Source organism: Leptospira tipperaryensis (assembly GCF_001729245.1).
In the GTDB taxonomy this organism is placed as follows: Bacteria; Spirochaetota; Leptospiria; order Leptospirales; family Leptospiraceae; genus Leptospira; species Leptospira tipperaryensis.
This window is the reverse complement of the sequence record NZ_CP015217.1, coordinates 125,318-145,563: the sequence shown is the minus strand read 5'-3', so window position 1 is coordinate 145,563 and position 20,246 is coordinate 125,318. Positions and strand designations below refer to the sequence as shown.

Genomic DNA, 20,246 nt, shown 5'->3' with positions numbered 1-20,246 from the left:
GGAAGAATGAGAGAGAGAAAAATCGTCTCAGAATCGATGTGTTTTGAAATGACGGAACTACGATCAATAGTCGATCTTAAGATCCTTAATTTTCTTATCGAGGGTGTTTCGGTTGATTCCTAAGAATTTCGCGACTCTCGTTTTTGTGTATTTAAACTTTTTCATCGCGTATTTGATCAAACGAGCTTCCACTTCTCCGACCACGACTTCAATCGCTCTTCCATCCAGGGCGTCCAAATGAGAAGAAGAGAATCGAGAATTCGCGATTTCAACGGATGCCTCGGAATCACCCACTTCCGGATCGAATTCTTCATCGCCATAGAGAAGTCTTCCGTTGATTTCGGAAAAATCTTGGATATCAAGCATTTCTAATTGAGAAAGAACTACCGCACGTTCGATCACGTTTTCGAGTTCGCGAACGTTTCCAGGCCAGCTATAATTCATTAAAAGTTTATGAGCTTCTCTTGTTACACCGTTGATTTTCTTTCCATTCTCTTCCGCGTATTTTGCGATGAAGTGATTGATCAACAGAGGAATGTCGTCCGCTCTTTCTCTTAGTGGAGGAGTGACCATATTAACGACGTTGAGTCTGTAAAAAAGATCCGGTCTGAATTTTTTCTCAGAGATCAATTCTTCGAGATTCGCGTTTGTGGCAGCGATGATTCTTACGTCGATCTTCTTCGGTTTTACGGAACCGACGGCCTCGATTTCTTTTTCTTGGAGAACTCTTAAAAGTTTGGATTGTAGATTCAAATCCATTTCACCGATTTCATCCAGAAAGATCGTTCCCGTATCGGCCATCTCAAACTTTCCTTTTTTATCAGCGACGGCGCCGGTAAAGGATCCTTTCTTGTGACCAAAAAGTTCACTCTCAAGCAAATTCTCAGGAATCGCTGCGCAGTTGATTTTGATAAAAGGTTTATCGGAACGGGAAGAGTTATAATGAATCGCAGAAGCGATCATTTCCTTACCGGTTCCGGATTCTCCCGTAATCAAAACGGAAGCTCGAGAATCGGAAACGAGATGAATCATCTCGAACAATTTTTCCATCGGTTTCGATTTTCCAATCAAGGAACCGAACTTATATTTGTTCTTTAATTCTCTTTTTAAGAGGACGTTTTCTCTGGAGATTTCTCTTTTTTCTTCATCGATCAACTTTTGGATTCGAATCGCCTGATAGATGATGGAAGCAACTACTTGCAAAAAATCTAAATAAGTTTTTAAGTCTATGTATTTTTTATGAACAAAATAAACGCTTACTACGCCTAAAACATCCGTATCCGATTTGATGGGAGCCGCGAGAAAACTAACGTTCTCGGGATTATTTTTAAAATGCGCGGCGTTCCCGACTCGATTCAAAAAGTTTTCGTCGTTTGCGATGGATTCTACGATGATCGGTTCTCCGGTTTCAAAAACTCTGCCGGTCACACCTTCGCCCGGAAGATAGACTCCCTTCTCCATTTCCTCCGCGGTCAGACCGGAAGCCGCCTCTAATCTGAGAATCGCCTTCTCAGGTTCAAAGAGAACAATACTTCCTCTTTCTAGATTCAGGGATTTTTCCAGACGATCCATGATATCTTCGAAAATTTCCTGAAGAACCAAAGTAGAAGTAACGGTTCTGGAAATATCTATGAGCACTTGTTGAATCTTATTTTTCTGTTCTAATTGGCGGAATATCTGTAAATTTTTAAAAATCTGAGCGGCTTGATTTGCAAGAGTAGAAATGATTTCAAGGTGTTCGTCATTGAATGCTTCTTTGCGGCTGGAATCCAAAGAGATGACTCCAATCACCACGTCTTCCACGATCATAGGAACCGCGAGCTCGGACATAATGTCGTCTTTTATAGAAATGTAATGCGGATTTGCGGTAACATCGCTAACGATCATACCTTCGCCGGAAGCCGCGACGATTCCAGTAATCCCTTCCCCGACTTTTAGTTTTACCTTTGTCCTAATAGAAGGGTTCATTCCCCGAAAGGTAACGATATCGAGGAGATTCTCTTTTTCATTGATGAGCATCAAAGAACCGGAACCAACTTCGCAGATCTGGATACAACGCTCCAAAATCAAATCCAAAAGTTTGTCCGGATCCAAAGTTGAATTCATCGCGGTGGCAACTTCTTGTATAGATCTTAAGGGACTTGGCTTCACATATCCTGACATGCTTAAAATTTTTGCGATTTGATGCTTTTGGGGTCAACCGATTTTTTTTACTTCGCTTAATTTTAGAGCGTCTTTTTTGTGTTTATTTGCAAATTATTTGTATCATAACAAACCGTATTTTTTATAATTTTACGTCTATGACCTGTGCATTTTGCTCAGAATTTAAGACTCCGGACGGTTTATTCCGAAATGGACGCTTTTTCTGTCGATCATGCGGTAGAGAATGGATTTTAGAAAAAAGAAAGAATCAACGTCTCCAACCTCCGACAGATACAAACTTTAGTAATGAAATTCTCCTGGAGTTTTTATCCCTCTTCAACACAAGCCCTAGCCTAAGTCATCTCTTAGAAAGTTTTACTTCACTCGCGTTTTACAAATTGGGAATTCCAGGCGTGAGCGTCATGATCTACGAACCTCGTTTGGATCGGATGACGGTGATGTCCGTAAAAAATCAGAAGTCCTCCCTTTCCAGAGTAGCCCAACATTTTGAAATTAAGAAGGGAGAAGATAACGGACCGCTCACCGAATGTATCGAACACTGCAAATCGATTTATTATAAATTCGCGGATCAAAAACACAAACACTTCAAACAATACGCAAGACTCAACCGAACCGTCGCCGCTCTGGCGGTGCCAATTCATCTCAACGGAGAAGTTCTTGGAATCATAATCGTCGACTACAACCGAGACGATCCGGAGAAAGCCGAAAACGAAAAATACTTTTTGGAACTCCTCGCAGCACAGTTTGCGGTGACTCTCAAAAATCGCATTCTATTCGAAGTGTCTCAAACTCAGTCTAGAAATTTTAGATCCCTTCATTCCGCGGCGCTCCGACTTTCCTCCTTAGGATTCAAATATAAAGTCGAAATCTTTCGAGTGATTCTCCTTTCATTGACAGAATTTTCCGAGAACGATTTGTATTCTCTATTTGAATGGAACAAAGACAATCACACGCTCTTCGGTCATTTTCTTACCGGAAACATTACAAGTCCTGAAATTAGAATGGATGTCGATATGGCTCGACAATCCACTTTTAAAATAAGAATTCAGACAACCGATGAAGAAGCGGACATGATCGGAGATAAGGAAAGAAAAATTTCTCGCAAAGGACTCGAACCGATCCCGGGTGAAATGTCCATCCCGATCAAACGGTATGAATTTTTTCTAAAGGAAATTTTCGAACTTACTGAATCCAAACTCGCGTTCTCTTCCGATTTTCCCGAGTTGGAAAAATTCGGAATGTGGGGATTGAATCTCGCAATCCTTCCCGTTGTTCATACGGACAAATCCGATATAGTAATCATTCTTGGAAAACGAAAGGACCGTCATTTTAACGCGGAAGAATTAGAAGTTTTGAATGCATTTTCAATTCAGGCCGGAATTTCGATCCAGAATTATCATCTCTTCGATCAAAGGGCTCAAAAGGAAAGACTCGATAAAGAGATCGAGATCGCCAAGGAACTTCAAAAATCACTACTTCCTCGAAAAATGCCGGAACACAGCGGATATGAATTTGCGGGCACGATGGTGCCTGCAAGGGGTGTGGGCGGCGATTATTATGACTTTATCACGGACCCTTTCAACACGGAGACTGTCATTTGTATCGGAGACGTAAGCGGCAAAGGTGTCCCCGCCGGAATTGTGATGGCGACCGTAAGAACAATCATTCATTCTTTGGTTCGTAAGAAGGTAAGTTCTTGGGATATCGTTAATACCGTAAACACCTACATCTTTCAAAACTATAACGATTCACCTTCCCCTCGTTTTATGTCGATGACTGTCATAAAGTGGGAGATGAATCGTAATGAATTTCTTTTTAGCGGAGCGGGCCAGGGAACTCTTTATCTCCTGCGAAACGCGACACAAGAAATCGAAGAAATTCCGACAGGAGGAATCATCTTAGGAATCGATCCTGATATTTCCAAATTTGAAAACTTAAATCAATTTAGAATGTTGGCAGGAGATCTATTGATCATGTGCACTGACGGCGTTTTAGAAGCTTCGAATCAGGATGGAATTCAATTCGAATCCGAACGATTCAAAAAATCGATTCTCCAATTTCAAGGAGAAGCATTGCAAGCGATGTTAGACGGAATCGTTTCTGAAATACGCAAATTTACGGGCAACCAAGAACAGATGGACGATATTACTCTTGCCGCAATCCGAAGGATCCGATAGAACTGCATTTGCAATCACCTATGAGAGATAAGATCTCAGAAACAACCGGAAAGATTTTCGAATCTGCTTGGGAAAGAATTCAACCTTTTCAGGAAATGATTTTGTCTCGACCCGCCGTAATCGCCTATTCCGGCGGAAAAGATTCTTCCATCCTGCTTCATTTTTACTTTTGGCTTTGGGTCGAAAAAAAAATTCCGGCTCCTTGTATCTATCATCTGGATCATTCGGTTCGATTCAACTTGGATCAGGAAAAGAAAATTCTTGATTATGCTGAAAGCACATTTCCATTTCCAAGAATGTTTAAAAAAAAAACGTTCCGGTATTGTCGCGCAAGTTAGGTAAAACAATCGAAGAAACGGGAAGAGCGTTTCGTTATAAGGATCTTGAAAAAATATCCAATCAATACGAAGGTTATATCGTTACCGGTCATCATTCTAACGATTATTTAGAAACTCTTCTGCTGAATTTAATCCGTGGCGGAGGATGGAATTCTCTTAGAACGTTAGGTTGGTATGAAAAAAATCGATTTCGACCTCTTTTTGCTTTTACGAAGAATGAAATTCAGACGATTTTACAATCCGAGTTTTGGCCCGTTTTCGAGGACGAGTCCAATCAAAGCGACGAATATCTAAGAAATAGAATTCGAAATCATATCGTTCCATTATTGATGCATGAAGGAGCTGATCCGGATAGAATTTATAAAAACTTTCATCGGATGGAAAAACCGATCGTAAAAATTCTCTCACAAGAACTAATTCCGAAAAAATTTCCTTCCTTTATAAAAATCGACGTCTGGTTGTTAAACGACTTGTCTCAGAGAGAACGAAAATTCTTCTTAGATCGTTATTTGCGTTCTCTGCATTTACATCCTTTGAGTCGGAATTTTTTCGAAGACCTTACGGATTGTCTTCAGCGCGAGAATTCTTTCGGTCTCGAAAACAAAGAAGCCTGGTTTTGGAAATCGACGAGTTCGGATCTCTACTTGATTCCAAAAAATTCTCTCGCTCTGAAAGAGTTTCGATTCGAACCGAGGGAAATGATCTTAAGATGGAATGGAAATCAGAAAAAGATTCCTCCCGGATTTATTCCTGATTTTTGTCCCGCGGGCGCAAAAATTCGAAAAAATGGAGTGAGTGTGGAAATTTCCGAGATCTTTAGGCAGAAAGAGATTCCGGTTCCGGTCAGAAAAATGCTACCCATTCTTTATGGGGAAGGGAAAGTTGATGTGATCTGTCTGAGCTTATGGGATCCTAAGATTAGCGATATCGTATCCGACAGAGAAATAGAAATATTACCTGACTTTCAGGAGCCCGGAAGATGAACGAGGATCCTCAAAAAAAGGATGAGCCATTTTTCAAAGACGTGGAGTTCAACTCGTCTTATGGCGAAGCAAGTAAGATCCCTTGTAAAGGGGTTCCACAGATCGCGTTTGCCGGTCGTTCTAACGCCGGTAAGTCCTCTCTTCTCAACGCAATTCTTGAAAGAAAATCATTAGCGAAAGTTTCATCCACTCCCGGTAAAACAAAACTTCTCAACTTTTTCTTTGTGAACCGTTCCATCTATTTGGTGGATCTACCAGGTTTTGGTTACTCGGCCAATTCACACAGAGATCACGAAGCGATGATGGATCTTCTTATGGACTATCTGAATCATGCAAAGGATTTGAAATCCTTGTTTTTGGTTTGTGACGCGCAGAGAGATCTTCCGGAAGAGGAATTAGAATTGATTGGAACCTGTTTTGAAAGAAATATTAAACCTGTTTTGATTCGAACAAAAATTGATAAACTCAATCAGAGCGATCTTTCCAAGTTGAGAAAGAAAATGAAAAATATTCACGAGTTATATCCGATGTTGGAAACGGTTCTTGTTTCTAATAAATCCGGAAAAGGCCTTCTCGAACTGAGAAAGATTGTGGATTCTTTGATTGGAATGGTCGGAACTCCGATGGAGACGACTTACATCGAACAACGGATAGAAGAAATTTCTTAAAGAAGAGTTCAGGCCTTCGTATCTATAAGCTTGCCGAGTTTATCGGAAGTATTTGCGTTTAAAAGTCTCAAACTCATCCGAGTTTGTTTATCCATCAACTCGCTAAAAGTATCCAGAGTATCTTCTAAAGTTGCCCTTAGCTTTTCCTGATTGAGAGACATTTCAAGTTTTCTCTTTCTTTCTTCCAACTCAACTTTCCGAGTCCCAGAGATTCCGTTTTCTTTTTCAGAATCCTTTTCCGATTCAAAGGCTTTCAGTTCCGATTCTACTTTACGAATCTCCGAAAGAATTTGTTTTTCCTTATCCTCTAATTCGGATTTTGAAATCTCGGATTTTTTTTCCCTTTCGACCGCTTCTTTTTCTTTCGGAGTTTGTGATTCCGCGAGTTCGTCTTTGTTCGGTTTTTCTTCGGATTTTTTTACCGTTACAGCCTCGGTTTCTCCGGAAACGGCCACCAATTTGCCGTTTCGAAATTCGTAGTGAATTTTCATGTTCAGAGAACGAATATCGGCCCGATCTCTCATGGCTTCCGAACGAAATTCGGCGACGTGGCCCAATTCGTGCGAGATAACGTGAAGAACCGACGTGGACGCAGGAGAACTCTCCAATTGCCCATGACCGATATAATGCAAGGATTCGTCTCGGGGAATTCCGAGTTGCATTCTATGTTCGCCACCGATTCTCATTCTATTACTAGTGTCGGCCGCAACAAACCCAAGTTAAGGGCTTGTCATAAAATATTTCTAAATTTTAAACCGATCCAATTCTTTGATAAAAGATTATGAAATCTAAAACGAAAAGGCTTCTCAATCAACGGAAGCAATCTTATTTAAAATTTCAACTATGGCCGCATCGGAAAGATCGTGAAATACCAGACCGTATTTATAAGTTTCCTGAACCAAATCTCTGCGAATGATATCCGCTTCAATTTCAACTGAAAGTATAGGAGACATAAATCGAATCCGTTGACCAAGAAGTATTTCTTCTCTTGAGCTAATCGAAGCCCCGATCATACTGATATCTTCTAAATTTCCAAGAACCTCGTTTTTACCAAGAATCATCTTCACTAGGTTGTTCTTACGAAAGCGTTTGTAGAAACGCTTATCGGATAGAGGATCGCTAGCAGTTTTTGTTTGTTGTCCCATCTCTGTTTGCATAGCGCATTCAGAATAACTCAATTTGACTGAATGAAAAGAAAATTTTTAGAATTCGCTAAGAATAAGATCGGAAAACTCTTTTTCAAAAAGTTTCTACGTCGAAAGTGTTATTAAAAAAAATAAAAAAGCTTAGAGAAAAAAAGAATCGTTTTCACGACCCAAGAGAACGTTCATTTTTGCGGAAACACCGGATTCTTTTTGAAAGATTTTCAGAATTTCATCATCTTTGTGATCCGGTTCATGGTGCGTTAAGACCAATCGATCAACTTCTAAAATTTCTCCGCAACGAACGGCAACTTTTCCCGAAGTATGTCCCCAGCCGACCTTCTTCTCCGCTTCTTCCGTACTATATTGAGCGTCGATGATCAACATATCCGTCTTTCCAAAAGACTTTCTCAAATCTTGGAATTCGTCTAAATCCGGCTCCTGAACTTCTACATCGGTGCAAAACAGAAAACTTTTTCCCTGTTCCTCAAAACGAAAACCGGTGCAATTCCCAGGATGCCTTAGAAGAAACGGAGTAATCTTTACGGATCCGATTTCTCGACCTTCATTTTTTTCTAAAAGATGAAAGACCTTCTTGGACATCATTCCCGAAAGCGGAAGAGGAAAATTTTCCTCGTTTTGCTGTCTTTCAAACCTTTCTTCGAGATTTGGTATGGTAGAATAAAAGTGAATTTCTATATTGGGGAAGTAAGCGGGTTTAAAAAACGGCCATCCCTGAATATGATCCCAGTGAGTATGTGTGATCAAAATATGAATCTTATCACCCGGTTTAAGACCTTCGGAAAGAAGATCATTTCCCAACTGACGAATGCCGGAACCGCAGTCGATGACGTAACGGTCTCCGGATTGAGCTTGGATATATACGCAAGTTGTGTTTCCACCAACCGTTCTTGAAAGTGAAGGATCTAAAGAATTTAAGAATTCCTCTTCCGAAAAACTTCCGTTCTTCAGTTTGATCTCCGTATGAGCCGCTTTCAGAATTTTGAGAATTTTTTCCCGGTATTCGGATTCGCTCAATGGGGTAGGAAGGGAACCCCTTACTCCGTATAGTTTTACTTTCACTGTATTAGATTAGACAAACGAAATGTGTAAAATTCTCTGACGATAACCCATGCTCCAAGATCTCGAACAAAAACTTTGGTCAATTGCAGGAGGGATTCCATTCGCTTCTGAATATTTTTTACAAGCTAGCCCTGTAAGGAAACTGAAAAAAGAAAATTTATTCCCAAAAGAATTCGAGACATATTTTTTAGAGCTCGGCTCCGGCTGGGGAGAAGTTGCAATTGCGATGGCCTTGGAAAGACCGAAGACCGGCTTCGTTCTTATGGAGAAAAAATTTGACCGAATTCGGCACACGATACGCGCCATTGAAAGAAATCGCCTTGAAAACGTAAAAATTCTCTGCGTTAACTTCAATTGGTTCTTAGAAGACGTATTTGAAGAGAATGTCTTTTCTGAAATCCTACTTAATTTTCCGGATCCTTGGCCTAAAAGAAGACATCACAAAAAGAGAACGATGAACGAAAAGTTTCTTCATTCTTTAGAAGCGCTTCTTCCCGAAGAAGGAAAATTTTCTTTCGCCACCGACTATGGACCTTATGCAAGAAAAGCAATTCGTCTCTTTCGCGATTCGAGCGCGTTTCGACCGGAACAATTCGAACTCAGATTAGAAAGATCGGAAATTCCCGTTTCTCACTTTGAAAGAAAGAAACGGGAAGAAGGCAGAAGAATTTACTACATCGATCAGATTCTTATTAAGAAATAAAAATTTTCTCGATTATCAGCGATAGACTAAGGAATAAATTTTTCCTTCTTCGTCTTTTAGAGGATAAGTCCAAAGCGGCTTTCCATCCAAACCGTAACGAATCGCCTTTCCCGATTTAAAAAGAACGATACTGTCGTCCTTTTTGCCGGGAAGAATTCCCTCGATATCGGAAGCTTCTACGTTAAACGAAACGGACTTCAAAGAACCCGACTCGATTCTATAAATCGTTTTTCCCGAATGAAACCAGAGATACGGCGAGCGAACCACAAAGAGGGAAGAGGAATCCGCGGGAAGATCGATGGAAGCGGCCTTATTGTCGTCGATCGAAACGATCTTCTTTCCCGAGAGAAAGAAAATACCGGTTTCATAAGCTCCGAGATATCTGAGATCCCCGGTTCCTTTTTGTTGAATCTTCTTCGCATTCAAATCTTTTAATGAAGAATCATAAACCTGCGCTTCGATTCCATTTTTATTGCCAACGATAAATAACGTTCCCGATTTGATTCCCGACCAAAAAGAACCTTCAAAGGCAACGGAACCGGTTTGCTCCAGTTGATCCGAGTAGCTATAAATCTTAGAATTTTTTCCGGAAACGATTTCGACCAAAATATTTTCACCGGAAATAGCGGCCTTTCTCGCTTCTCCGGAAGGAAGTTTAGCTTCTCTTAATGTGATTCCCGTTTTGAGATCTAAAACTTCTATTTTCTTTTCGGAAATTCCGACCAATCGTTTATCGGCGAAGATAAACTTCAAAGGAGTCGATGTTTGAATTCTCCAGTTACGAATTCCCCGATCCTTATCCAGAGATTCGACACTCGTTCCGTAATTCAGAATCACGGAGTTGTTGATAAGAATCGGAACTCCGACCATCTTTCCTCGGCTCTGATAGGATTGTAAGATCACAGGATTATCGTCGTCTGCGATGACCAATCTTTCCGCCTGACTTGCGTAAGGTGAAGTCGGGAATTTTTCGGCAATTTCACGGCCTAAATCCAAAATTTCTTTTTTTATCGCCGGAATTGCGGCTTTCGTTTTTTGCTCGGAGAGAATCCGGATCAAAGCAAAAATATTTCTAGCGCTTCTTTCCAATTCCAAGGCCCTGCGAATTTCCTTTTCGGCCAGATCAAAATCACCGCGTTTATAGTAGATATAAGAGAGTTCATAGTGAGCGTCCGGAAAGTCTGGATTCTTTTGAATGATATCCTTAAAGATCGTCACCGCTTCGTTATAAAGATTATCGTTAAAAAGAATAATCCCGATATTGTAAGGAGCGAGCTCGTTATCGGAATCCTGTTGCATCGCCGCTTCAAACTCTTCCTTCGCGAGTTTTTTATTTCCGGAATGATAGGTTGAAATTCCTTTTCCGATTCTAGCCGCTACAAAATCCGTATTGAGTAAAATCGATCGATCAAAAGAATCAATCGAAGCCTCGTATTTTTTCTTCTGAAGGTGAATGATTCCCATCTGATAGTGGCTATAATAAGAATCCGGTTTTTTCGCGAGAATTTCTTTAAATCCTTCTTCAGCCTTATCGACCTCGCCCTTTCTCAATAAGAATGCATAGATCGCTTCCCGGCTCTGAAGGTTTCTGGTTCCCTGAGGAGGATTTTCCAACATGGAAATTCCTTTTTCTTCATTTCCAAGAGCAAGATAACATTCAGCAATCTTAACATAAAGAGTAAGCTTTCCTGTTTTCTGAAAAGCTTCCTGATAAAGTGGAATCGCCTTTTCGTAATGTGCGGTATCGAAGAGTTTGTTGGCCTTTTGAATGGTCGGAATTACGGTGGCAAACTTTTGATTCTCTTGAATTGTTTTGCGAGTTTCAGCAATTTCCGGAATGTCTTTGGAGAGTTTCTCGGCTTTTCCGATCCAATTCAGCGCAGAATCATGGTTGCTTTTTTCGTTTTCTTCCAGAGCGATTTTATAATACAACATCGCCAGACGAAAGTTCACGGCTTCGTTGTTCGGAAATTTTTTCTGAAGATTTTTATAAACCGACTCCGCTTTATCGTATTCTTTTTTATCTTCGTAGGTTCTTCCTAATACTATCGCTGCGGAAGGATCGTTGCCCGTAAGATTCTCCAGCTCCTTCGTATATTGGTTTATAAGAGTTTGATTCTTTTGAGAAGAATAAAGCCTGATCAGACCTTGAAGAGCGGGAATGTTTTGTTTATCTATGGCGAGGGCTTTTTTAAAATTTTCTTCGGAGATCTTTGGATCTCCCGAGATAAAATACAATCTGCCAAAGGCGTTGTAAACGGAAGGTTCTTCGGAAGAAGCTTTCTTGGCTTTTTCATAAAAAACCTTCGCTCCTTTTGTGTCGCCTTTTCTGAGATGTCTATCGCCTTCATAAATTTGTTCTGAAACGTCGATAAATGCGATGATCTGTTTTTTTTCGGCTTCCGATTTTAAAGAATCCGCTTCTTTTCTCGCGGCCTTATATCGATTTTCGGCAATCAATAAGAAAACCAAATTTGTCACGGGCTCGGCAAAAGTCGGATCGAGTTCTTGCGCTCTTGTAAAATATACGAGCGCCTTAGCAGGTTCTCCCAAACCTTTCATATTCAAACCCATCTGGTTTTGGAAGATCGCATTGTTGGGGAAGAGTGCGGTTGCTTTTTCTAAAACGGTAACCGATTTACGAAAGTTTCCGGTTTTATAATGAACGGCTGCGATTCCGGAAATTGCTTCCGGATAATCCGGCCTTAGAGAAAGAGAAGTTTCAAATGCTTTAAGAGCCGCTTCGTATTCACCGACTAAAATTTTTGAATTTCCAAGAAAGATATAAGGAGTCGGATTCTTTGGATCATTCTGAACCGCGGTTTGAAAATGGCCAGCGGCTTCCTTATAGTTTTTTCGGCGCATCGCTTGATTTCCACTTTCTAAAGCGGAGGCAACACGAGTTACGGAAGCCGATTTTTTTGCGGAGAGTAATTCCGGATCATTTTTTCTTGCTTCTTCAAAGTAAGCTTCCGCCTCTTCGTATTTTTTTAGCTGAACGGCCGCGTCGCCGAGCTGCATATTCAACTGAGCGGGAAACGCAAATTCTTTCACGGGAATTTTCTTCAGCGTTGAATAGGCTTCTTCGAATTTGTTTTGATTTTTTAGAAGAACTGCCTTTTTAAAAGAGTAATTGTATTTATCTTTTACCGGAAGGGATTCTAATTTTCCATAAACTTCGATCGCGTTTTCATTTTTTCCTTCCGCGGTATAAATGATACCTAACGTAAGTAGAATTTGCTCGTTTTCAGGATCCACTTCCGTTCCTTTTTTAAGAGAAAGAAGGGCTTCTTGATTTTTGCCGATTTTATATTCTGAAATTCCCGCCAAATAATAACCGGGTGCGGTCGGATACGTGTTGATCGCAAGATTGGCTTTCTCTAAAGACTTTTCAAAATTTCCTTTTTGGAAAAACGAATTTCCATCGTTTAGAATTTTAGAAACTTTTTTCAACTTCTCACGAGTCGCAGCGTCCTTTTCCAAAACGCCGTCTTGTGTTTGTGATTTTCTAAAATCTTTACTGGAACAATTTATAAAAAATTGTCCGCCAATCAATATGAGAAGGAGGATCGATATAAGATTACTTTTCATGAAATTAAAACCTTTCATTTATATCCTTTGTATTCTATCTGAAGATTTTTTAACGGAGAACGTTTCGAAAATTTTTCGCCTCGTGTGAGAATCGAAATTCTCCAGACTCCGGAAGATTCTATCGTATCTTCCAAAATTTTGGAATAACCTAGATAAAGACGGATTTTCCCTTCTTTCGTATCGGTTACGATTCGAAACGGGCGGCCCTCTTCTTTCTCTTCCTTAATGAATTTGTATGTTCCAATATTCGCGCCGGTGGAAGGAAAAGAATAAAGACTGAGTCTTTCCTTTTCATATTCTAAGCTAATGGTCTTTTTCGCGGTATGAAAAGATATCGCCGCGATCCCTGAATCCGCTTCTGCAGAGACCGGAATGATTCCGCGAATTTCAAGACTTTCCGGAACGAATGGCGCCGAAAAAACTCCGAACCAACCGGAAGGCAGACTTGAAACATTCTGAAAATCTAATGTATTTCCCGAAATGGCTTGAAATCCTTTTTCGCCCGATAATTTCCAAAATTCAGGCTCGGAAACTAAATTTCCGGTTTTATAAGGAAGTGCAATTTCGGTTATCTTATCCGCATCTACGATCAATTGACCTTCGTAATAGACAAGTGGTCCGCTTTCCGTATCTCGCACCAATTCTAATTGAAGAGCTCCAGGACTCAAATTGCTTCGATAAAAAGGTGTTTCTCCCGTACGGAAGCCGTCGAGTGCAACCTGCAGAGCATCCGGAAAACTCAAGATGCGAAGACCGCCCAAGGTTCGATCTTCTTTCCATTCTTGATAAATGCTAACGGTTTGTCCCGAACGGATTTGAATCGACTTGTTAATATCTTTTTGACCAGGTCGAGTGATTTGAATCTGTTGCAATCCTTCCGGAATAGGAAAATTTCGAAACGAAGCAACTCCGATCTTTTCTCCTTGGAATAACACTTCCGTATCTGCGGACGAGGCGCTAAAAGATAAATAACCTTGAATTGATTTTTTTAAGATAGAATCAATCTCGCCCGAACTCAGGGATTTTTCCCAGATCGGAACAAGAGAAGACTTCGGATCCAAAGCAAGAACTCCCGATCCGTGTTTTAAGTAGAATACTTGATTAGTCGGTGTGTCGGTTAACGCCAGAGGCGGCTGAAAAGAACCGCTAACATTTCCGTACGTGATTTCTTTTACCGGATCAATGATTTTCTGACTTACGATCCACTTTCCTCCGGACTCGCGGATATCGGTTCGAACGACGGCGTCTATCTTTTGTTTTTTAAATTCCTCGGCCAATGGAGCGGGGTTTTTCCAAATGCCTTCGGAGATACGGACTTGTTTTCCTTTTACTTTGGCCCAGATCAATCGAACTTCATCGGATAAAAAAGCCGATAATTTTGGATCCATATCTTTTGGAACATTGATAGGAGCAAACGCAAAGAGCGGAGTGGAATTTCCCGCTTTCCGAATTTTATAATCACTTTCGGAACTGTTTCCAAGAATGATCTCTTCCTCTTTAAGAGCTTTGTAAGTCGGCTCTTGCAAAACCGAATTAAAATTTTCAATTTTTTGAACCGAGGAACAATCGATAAGAATCAGTAAAAAAGAATAAGAGAGTACGAGGACTCTGAAAGGTTTAAAAATAAATTTCATAATAATTAAATTATTTTCCACCAAGTTGAATGAGAAATCCAGTATAAAAACTTTCATGGAAGGGATCATCCGTAATTTTCGGAGAACGGATTAAAAATAAAAAAACCGGGGAATTTTCCCCGGCTTTGCACCTAATTCAGGGTAAGTTGAAAACCTAAAAGGTTTCTTTTGGATTTAACTTCAACTTTTCCTTTTGTACATCTTGTTGAACGTATTTGGTCTCGTTCACGGCTTTTGCGGTTTTGGTCACTTCATCTGCATTGTTACGAGTAGCCTCTCGTTTTTGAAACTCGGCTTTCACTTCTTCCACAGAACCGGATTGGCTCAGGATTTTAAGTTCTTCGCTGGAAGATTTCAATTCTTCTACGAGTTTTCCGTATTCAAAAGTTTCATTCTTATGAAGAACGATCAGTTCTTTCATTTCAGTTAAAGAATCTTTTTGCAAAGAACGAATCAGCTTATCAGTGAGTTTTTGATTTTTTTCGATTCTAAGTTCGCGATTTTTGCTAAGGATGACTTCCGAAGATTCTCCTTTTTTAGAAACCGCAATACTTCCTTCGATAACCGCAAAACGAACCGTGCAACTTTCTTTTGCACAATTGACTTTGGATCCTTCAGGACTTTCTACTGAAGTTAAGAAAGAAGTCCCGCGCACGCCGGCAAGAGCGGTCGGAGTTGAAACCGTAAATTCGGTATTCTTCTGACCTTTTTTTACCATCGTTACGATTTTTCCATAGTTCACTTGAACATTGGTATCGGATCCGTTCGGATTCATAAGATTAGAAATTTCAATATCAGAATTCTTAGACATTTTGATAATGCCGCTTTCTGCTACCATGATTTCAGCGCCGCCGTTTGATCCCGTAACAACACGATCAGTCGCGGCAAGGGCTACGCCTAACTCCGCTTTTTTCTCTCCGGCATCGGAAAGAATTTTTACATCTCCAAGAACCCATACGATTCTTGCGACTGCGGCTTCGGATTCAGTTTTTACCTGATCACTACCGGAAGATTTATTTGTGCTACACGCCATCAGCAACGCCAAAAGACCGTAGCTAATCGTTATTAATAGAGAACGTTTCATATTACCCCCGAACATTAAAAGGATGCATCTTTACTAACAGACTTACAAGGAAAAAATTGCAAGAATTTAGAATTAGTTATACCACAGATATAACTAATTTCCATGAAAATTGAGAACAAATCGGCTTCTAAACTACTTTTTCTTTGGTTTTTCAGGTTCGATTGAAATATCATCCAATTCTTCTTCGAGTTTGCATTTTGGATAATTGTCAACGGGAAGACTTGTTCCCACCCAACCGAAGGCTTCTTGTGCCGTAATGACGTGGATATCCCAGCCCATTACGATGTTCGGACAACCCCAGACCTTATTTTTACAAAGGACCTGACTGGATTTCGGTTTCGGATAGGCCCAAGCAGACGGAGGATAAACACATTTCATTTCTACTTCGGCGATCTTTCTCAGTCTTTTTACATTCGTTTCGAATTCTTTAAAGATAGAAACCAAAGGATTTGCAAGTAACTCGTCGAAGTATTTCCGAGAAGTATTGTATGCAATGTAATAAACCAATTCTTCCATTACATAATCCTTATCGGATGCGTTATGACTGATGTTGGCGATGTATCGCGCGAGTTTTAGAGTATCGGTAAGTAGCGCTTGAAAAAAATCGTAAGCCTTTTCCGGGATCGCGTCCTCTCGGTTAGAAGATTGATTGCTATCACTTTCCCCGTCGTCTGAAAGAATTCCGTCCAAAAAGGTTTCATCCGGGTTTTCTGGATGACCCAACTTTTCGATAGAAATCGGCTTATCCGGATTTTCGATCATCCCCAAAGGCATGTGGCTTGCGATCGCCGGATACATGAATTCTTGAAGATCTAATTTTTGTAATATATCGGAACACTTTTTTGCGATCCGGATCTTTTCACCGTCTTCGGAAGGAAGTTTTGTATATTTATCAACGTTGATTCGAGGGATATCCATAAGAATTCCCGCAGTGAACGCATATCTCCGCAACAAACGAAATTTCATCGTATCCGGTATCATCACGATTCCGAGAGATAAAAGTCCCAACTCGCTGATATATTTGAAAAAGTTTACATTTTGGATATAGGCTTTTAAAAGAGTAAGAACCGTCTTTTTTGAATTTAAAGAATTACGAATGATTCCTTTGTAATTGTAAATGGAATTCCCATACATGAATTTTAAGAATTTCATTTCTGAAACTTTCAGTTGATCCACAACTTTAATCGCGAGAATGTTCTGAATTTGTTCTAAGAGTTCTTTGTTTAGCTTAACGTCGAATTTAGGATTGTATTGACCTTTGATGTCTTTCAAACGAGCAAGGGCCGATTCTTTTACTTGAACTTCTTCTTTTACGAGTACGTTTCCGGCATTGTCTTCAATCGGGGAAAGAAAACGAATCATAGATCCGGTTTCAAATTCTTTCGTAAAATCGATGAGATCTTCGATCGAATCAAACTCAATGCTAGAATGGGACACTTTCATTTTGAAATTCTATCTCTCCGTGTGACTCTATGGGGATTATCAAGACTTGCAAGCATAGATTCGAGACTTTTCTTTCTTTCTAAGGTAATACGATCACTTTCTAATGCTTGGATCATCGCGCAATTGGATGAAAGTATGCAACAATTTGATTCTTCACAATTCTTTTTTTGACTAAAGAGTTCAGGAAAACTCTCCATTATTTCTTCTTTTTTTAGATGAAGAATTCCCCATTCTTTGATTCCGGGAGAATCGATCAGCGTGGTTCCGTCGTTCAACGCAATCAAAAGAGAATTGGTAGTCGTATGTTTTCCTTTGTCCTTGGAGACGCTGATTCCGGACGTTTTCTGAATTTGTTTTTGAGTCAGTAGATTGAGCAGAGTAGACTTGCCAACTCCCGAATTTCCAACTAAGAACGTGGCTTTTCCCTTTAGATATTCCTGCAATTCCGGAATTCCTTCGCTCGTCGTGCAAGAAACTCCAAGAACTTGATAACCTAAATCTCGATACACTTTAAGACGAACTTCGGCTTCTTGATCGGAAACTAAATCTAATTTTGTGAATAGAATGAGAGGTTTTGTCCGTGACGTAAAGACCGCCGCGAGACAACGATCGATAAATCCGTCCTTTGTTTCGGGAGATTTGAGAGAAACTAAGACCGCTGTTTGATCCGCGTTTGCACAAAGAACTTGTGTATCACCTTCCCGGCTTTTTCTTGTTAGGAAAGATTTTCTTTCCATTCTTTCTGAAATCACCCAGTCCTGACCGGAAGACGGTTCTGCGAGAATCCGATCACCGACGACAAAGGGATGTCGTTCTTCCGCGGCAATCGTACGCAACTTTCCTCTTAGAAAAGCCCTTACGGTTCCTCGTTCCGGTGAATAAATTTCGTAGTAAGCCCCGTAAACACGAGAAATGGTAAAAAACTCTTTGACTGATTTATCCTGATCGAACATGATTCTTACGCGTTTTCTATGCCTACCCGCCGACTCAACGCCTTAGGGCCGATTATCTATTTGATTCTCTTGATAGCTGGTTTTCAGCTTATCTCTGTCCTAATTTTGCAGTCATTCCATTTCTTTTCTTTCGAAATTCTTAGAATATTCTTAACTCTCATTCCCGGAGCGCTTCTTGGATTTTTAATCTACATTCTTTCCATTCGAATTTTAAGAAGAATTTCCGGAAAATTCTTAGGAAGAATTTTTCCTTTTCTCCAATCCTCCAACGTGGAGATCGTAAAGTATCTTTCCGTCTTAGATCAATTTAAGAACGATCTGATAGCCACCAATCTTACCGAACTGGTATGTGAAAAAATTCTAAAGTTCATTCAGACCGTTATTCCGACAAAAAAAGTTACGATCTTCTTATGGAAAGAGGAAATGGGGAAATTTGCTCCGTTTCCGGACTCAGGTGAAATACAATTTTTTATCTTTGATCCCTTTCTACTCTGGGTTACCGAAAACGATAAGATTTATAATTTTAAAGAATTCGAAACCGATCCTTATTTGAGTAAAATTCGAAACTCCGCAGAAATTTTCTTCACAACAACCGAAGCCGAACTCGTGGTCCCGCTGATCTTGAATAAAAGTTTATTGGGAATGATCGTTTTAGCAGAAAGAAAAAATCAAAAAAAATACACGTCGCAAGAAATTGAAAAACTAAACGATATCCGCGCGGTCTCCGTTATGTCCTTGTCGAATGCGATTTTTTACGAGCGCCTAATCGAGTTGACGGAAACACTCGAAGAAAAGGTTCGAATTCGAACTCGAGAACTTGAGAATGCACAATCTCAATTGATCATGTCAGAAAAAATGGCTTCACTCGGTATCATGGTTGCGGGAATTGCACATGAGATCAACACCCCCGCGGGAGTAATCAACGGAGCAGCAGACAATCTGGATCAAAACATGAATTATCTTGTGCGAAATATTTTCGACATTGTTCTGCTCGCAGAAAACAAAACCCTAAGAAGGAATTTTGAACTGGCGCTTCTTCATCTTTTAAGAAATAAAAAAAGTTCCGATTTGGATTCGAGAGAAAAGTTTCGTTTAAAAAATCAGCTTCGTGAAGAAATGAAACAAATGAATTTTAGCGATGCAATCTCGGCGGAACTTTCCAATTTTATCATTGAGAATCAAATCGGAGAGGAAAGAAAATATATCTACAGAGTGATCATGGACGACGACGATCGCGGCTATTTGATGCTCAAAAATGCGACCCATATCAATCGCAATATCAAAAATATTCGTTACGCGATTCGGAACGTGGTCAGGATCGTAAAAGCTCTGAAGTCGTATTCTCACTTGGATCAATCTAAAACTTTATCGCCCGCGAACATCATCGAGGGTCTGGATACGACATTAGTGATTCTTCATAATCAGGTTAAATACGGAATCGAGGTAGTTCGAAATTTTTCGGATATTCCTATGGTTGTGTGCAATCCGGATGAATTAAATCAGGTTTGGACCAATCTTATTCAAAATGCAGTTCAGGCGCTCAAGGGTAACGGAAGAATCGAAATTTCCGTATTTCAATCCGGCGATTTCGTAATCGTTCAAATCGAAGACAATGGCCCAGGAATTCCTTCTAAAATTCAAGATCGAATTTGGGATCCTTTCTTTACTACAAAGGATCAGGGTGAAGGAACCGGGCTCGGATTGGGAATCGTAAAAGGAATCGTAGAAAAACACAAAGGCAAAATCACCTTAACCTCGGTTCCCGGAAAAACAACCTTTCGAGTAGAACTACCGGTAAACCCGGAACTTGTCGCAACTTAGATTTTTATAGAACTCCTTTCAAAAGCAAAACTCAAACAACGCATAACGTGAAAAAAGAAAAAGACATTCAAGAGATTTCATTTTTTAAAGAAGTCTACACCTTGGTGAAAAAAGTTCCGAAAGGAAAAGTCACTTCTTATGGAAGGATCGCGGCCCTTTTAGGAAAACCTAGGGCCGCTCGTGCAGTCGGTTATGCCCTCAACGCGCTTTCCAAAAGTCAGGAACAAAAAATTCCTTGGCAAAGAGTGATCAATAGCCAGGGAAAAATTTCTTTTCGGGGAGATACGGGACGTTCGATTCTTCAAAAAAAAATATTAGAAGACGAAGGCGTAAAATTCAACGCGAGTGAAACCGTTGATCTGAATATATACGGATGGCCGAGCTTAATTCAAAACTCGACTCCGCGTAAAAAAAGAAAATAGAGTTTTTTTATTTTCGAACTTGTCCAAAATTATCTAAGAAA

General features: G+C 40.1%; 14 protein-coding genes and 1 pseudogene. 6 read left to right on the top strand and 9 right to left on the bottom strand.

Annotated features, from left to right (window positions below):
* Positions 1 to 63: 63 nt before the first annotated feature.
* Positions 64 to 2,106 carry a sigma-54-dependent Fis family transcriptional regulator gene (locus A0128_RS00685; protein WP_069605771.1) on the bottom strand — a complete coding sequence of 681 codons (2,043 nt, stop codon included), beginning with the start codon at positions 2,104 to 2,106 and terminating at the stop codon, positions 64 to 66.
* A 194-nt stretch (positions 2,107 to 2,300) separates the two neighbouring features.
* On the opposite strand from A0128_RS00685, the gene A0128_RS00680 reads away from it, so the two are divergent.
* The 3 genes and pseudogenes from A0128_RS00680 (at position 2,301) to yihA (ending at position 6,329) form a co-directional block, all read left to right on the top strand.
* Positions 2,301 to 4,340 carry a GAF domain-containing SpoIIE family protein phosphatase gene (locus A0128_RS00680; protein ID WP_069605770.1) on the top strand — a complete coding sequence of 680 codons (2,040 nt, stop codon included), beginning with the start codon at positions 2,301 to 2,303 and terminating at the stop codon, positions 4,338 to 4,340.
* A gap of 20 nt (positions 4,341 to 4,360) precedes the next feature.
* Positions 4,361 to 5,661, top strand: a pseudogene (gene tilS / locus A0128_RS00675) (tRNA lysidine(34) synthetase TilS).
* Positions 5,658 to 6,329, top strand: coding sequence for a ribosome biogenesis GTP-binding protein YihA/YsxC (gene yihA, locus A0128_RS00670; protein WP_069605769.1), 672 nt, complete (start codon positions 5,658 to 5,660; stop codon positions 6,327 to 6,329). The pseudogene tilS and the gene yihA overlap by 4 nt, the downstream one beginning before the upstream one ends.
* Positions 6,330 to 6,337: 8 nt before the next feature.
* Here yihA and A0128_RS00665 read toward each other — a convergent pair whose 3' ends face one another.
* The 3 genes from A0128_RS00665 to A0128_RS00655 all read right to left on the bottom strand — a co-directional run bounded on the left by A0128_RS00665 (position 6,338) and on the right by A0128_RS00655 (position 8,554).
* A complete protein-coding gene (locus A0128_RS00665) occupies positions 6,338 to 7,015 on the bottom strand; it encodes a hypothetical protein (RefSeq protein ID WP_069605768.1) in 678 nt (225 codons plus the stop codon).
* Positions 7,016 to 7,135: 120 nt separating this feature from the next.
* Positions 7,136 to 7,486, bottom strand: a complete 351-nt coding sequence (locus tag A0128_RS00660) for a PilZ domain-containing protein (RefSeq protein ID WP_069605767.1) — start codon at positions 7,484 to 7,486, stop codon at positions 7,136 to 7,138.
* Between the two features lie 129 nt (positions 7,487 to 7,615).
* Entirely contained in the window at positions 7,616 to 8,554 is a 939-nt protein-coding gene (locus A0128_RS00655; protein WP_069605766.1) for an MBL fold metallo-hydrolase, read from the bottom strand.
* 49 nt (positions 8,555 to 8,603) lie between these two features.
* Between A0128_RS00655 and trmB the strand changes: the two genes are divergently transcribed.
* Positions 8,604 to 9,257 (top strand): tRNA (guanine(46)-N(7))-methyltransferase TrmB, encoded by a 654-nt coding sequence (trmB, locus tag A0128_RS00650; RefSeq protein WP_069605765.1) that lies wholly within the window; start codon positions 8,604 to 8,606, stop codon positions 9,255 to 9,257.
* 15 nt (positions 9,258 to 9,272) lie between these two features.
* Here the strand turns inward: trmB and A0128_RS00645 are convergent, their stop codons facing one another.
* The 5 genes from A0128_RS00645 to rsgA form a co-directional block, all read right to left on the bottom strand.
* A complete protein-coding gene (locus A0128_RS00645; RefSeq protein WP_069605764.1) occupies positions 9,273 to 12,866 on the bottom strand; it encodes a tetratricopeptide repeat protein in 3,594 nt (1,197 codons plus the stop codon).
* Positions 12,863 to 14,482: an LIC10124 family lipoprotein gene (locus A0128_RS00640; protein ID WP_069609016.1), complete on the bottom strand. Its 1,620-nt coding sequence runs from the start codon at positions 14,480 to 14,482 to the stop codon at positions 12,863 to 12,865. The genes A0128_RS00645 and A0128_RS00640 overlap by 4 nt, the downstream gene beginning before the upstream one ends.
* A 154-nt stretch (positions 14,483 to 14,636) precedes the next feature.
* A complete protein-coding gene (locus A0128_RS00635) occupies positions 14,637 to 15,566 on the bottom strand; it encodes a FecR family protein (RefSeq protein WP_069605763.1) in 930 nt (309 codons plus the stop codon).
* 132 nt (positions 15,567 to 15,698) lie between these two features.
* On the bottom strand, positions 15,699 to 17,009 hold the full coding sequence (locus A0128_RS00630) for a hypothetical protein (protein ID WP_069605762.1): 1,311 nt from the start codon (positions 17,007 to 17,009) through the stop codon (positions 15,699 to 15,701).
* On the bottom strand, positions 17,006 to 17,962 hold the full coding sequence (rsgA, locus tag A0128_RS00625; RefSeq protein WP_069605761.1) for a ribosome small subunit-dependent GTPase A: 957 nt from the start codon (positions 17,960 to 17,962) through the stop codon (positions 17,006 to 17,008). Before rsgA ends, A0128_RS00630 begins: the two co-directional genes overlap by 4 nt.
* 18 nt (positions 17,963 to 17,980) lie before the next feature.
* Between rsgA and A0128_RS00620 the strand changes: the two genes are divergently transcribed.
* Positions 17,981 to 19,783 carry a sensor histidine kinase gene (locus tag A0128_RS00620; protein ID WP_069605760.1) on the top strand — a complete coding sequence of 601 codons (1,803 nt, stop codon included), beginning with the start codon at positions 17,981 to 17,983 and terminating at the stop codon, positions 19,781 to 19,783.
* Between the two features lie 47 nt (positions 19,784 to 19,830).
* Entirely contained in the window at positions 19,831 to 20,205 is a 375-nt protein-coding gene (locus A0128_RS00615; protein WP_069605759.1) for an MGMT family protein, read from the top strand.
* Positions 20,206 to 20,246 lie beyond the last annotated feature (41 nt).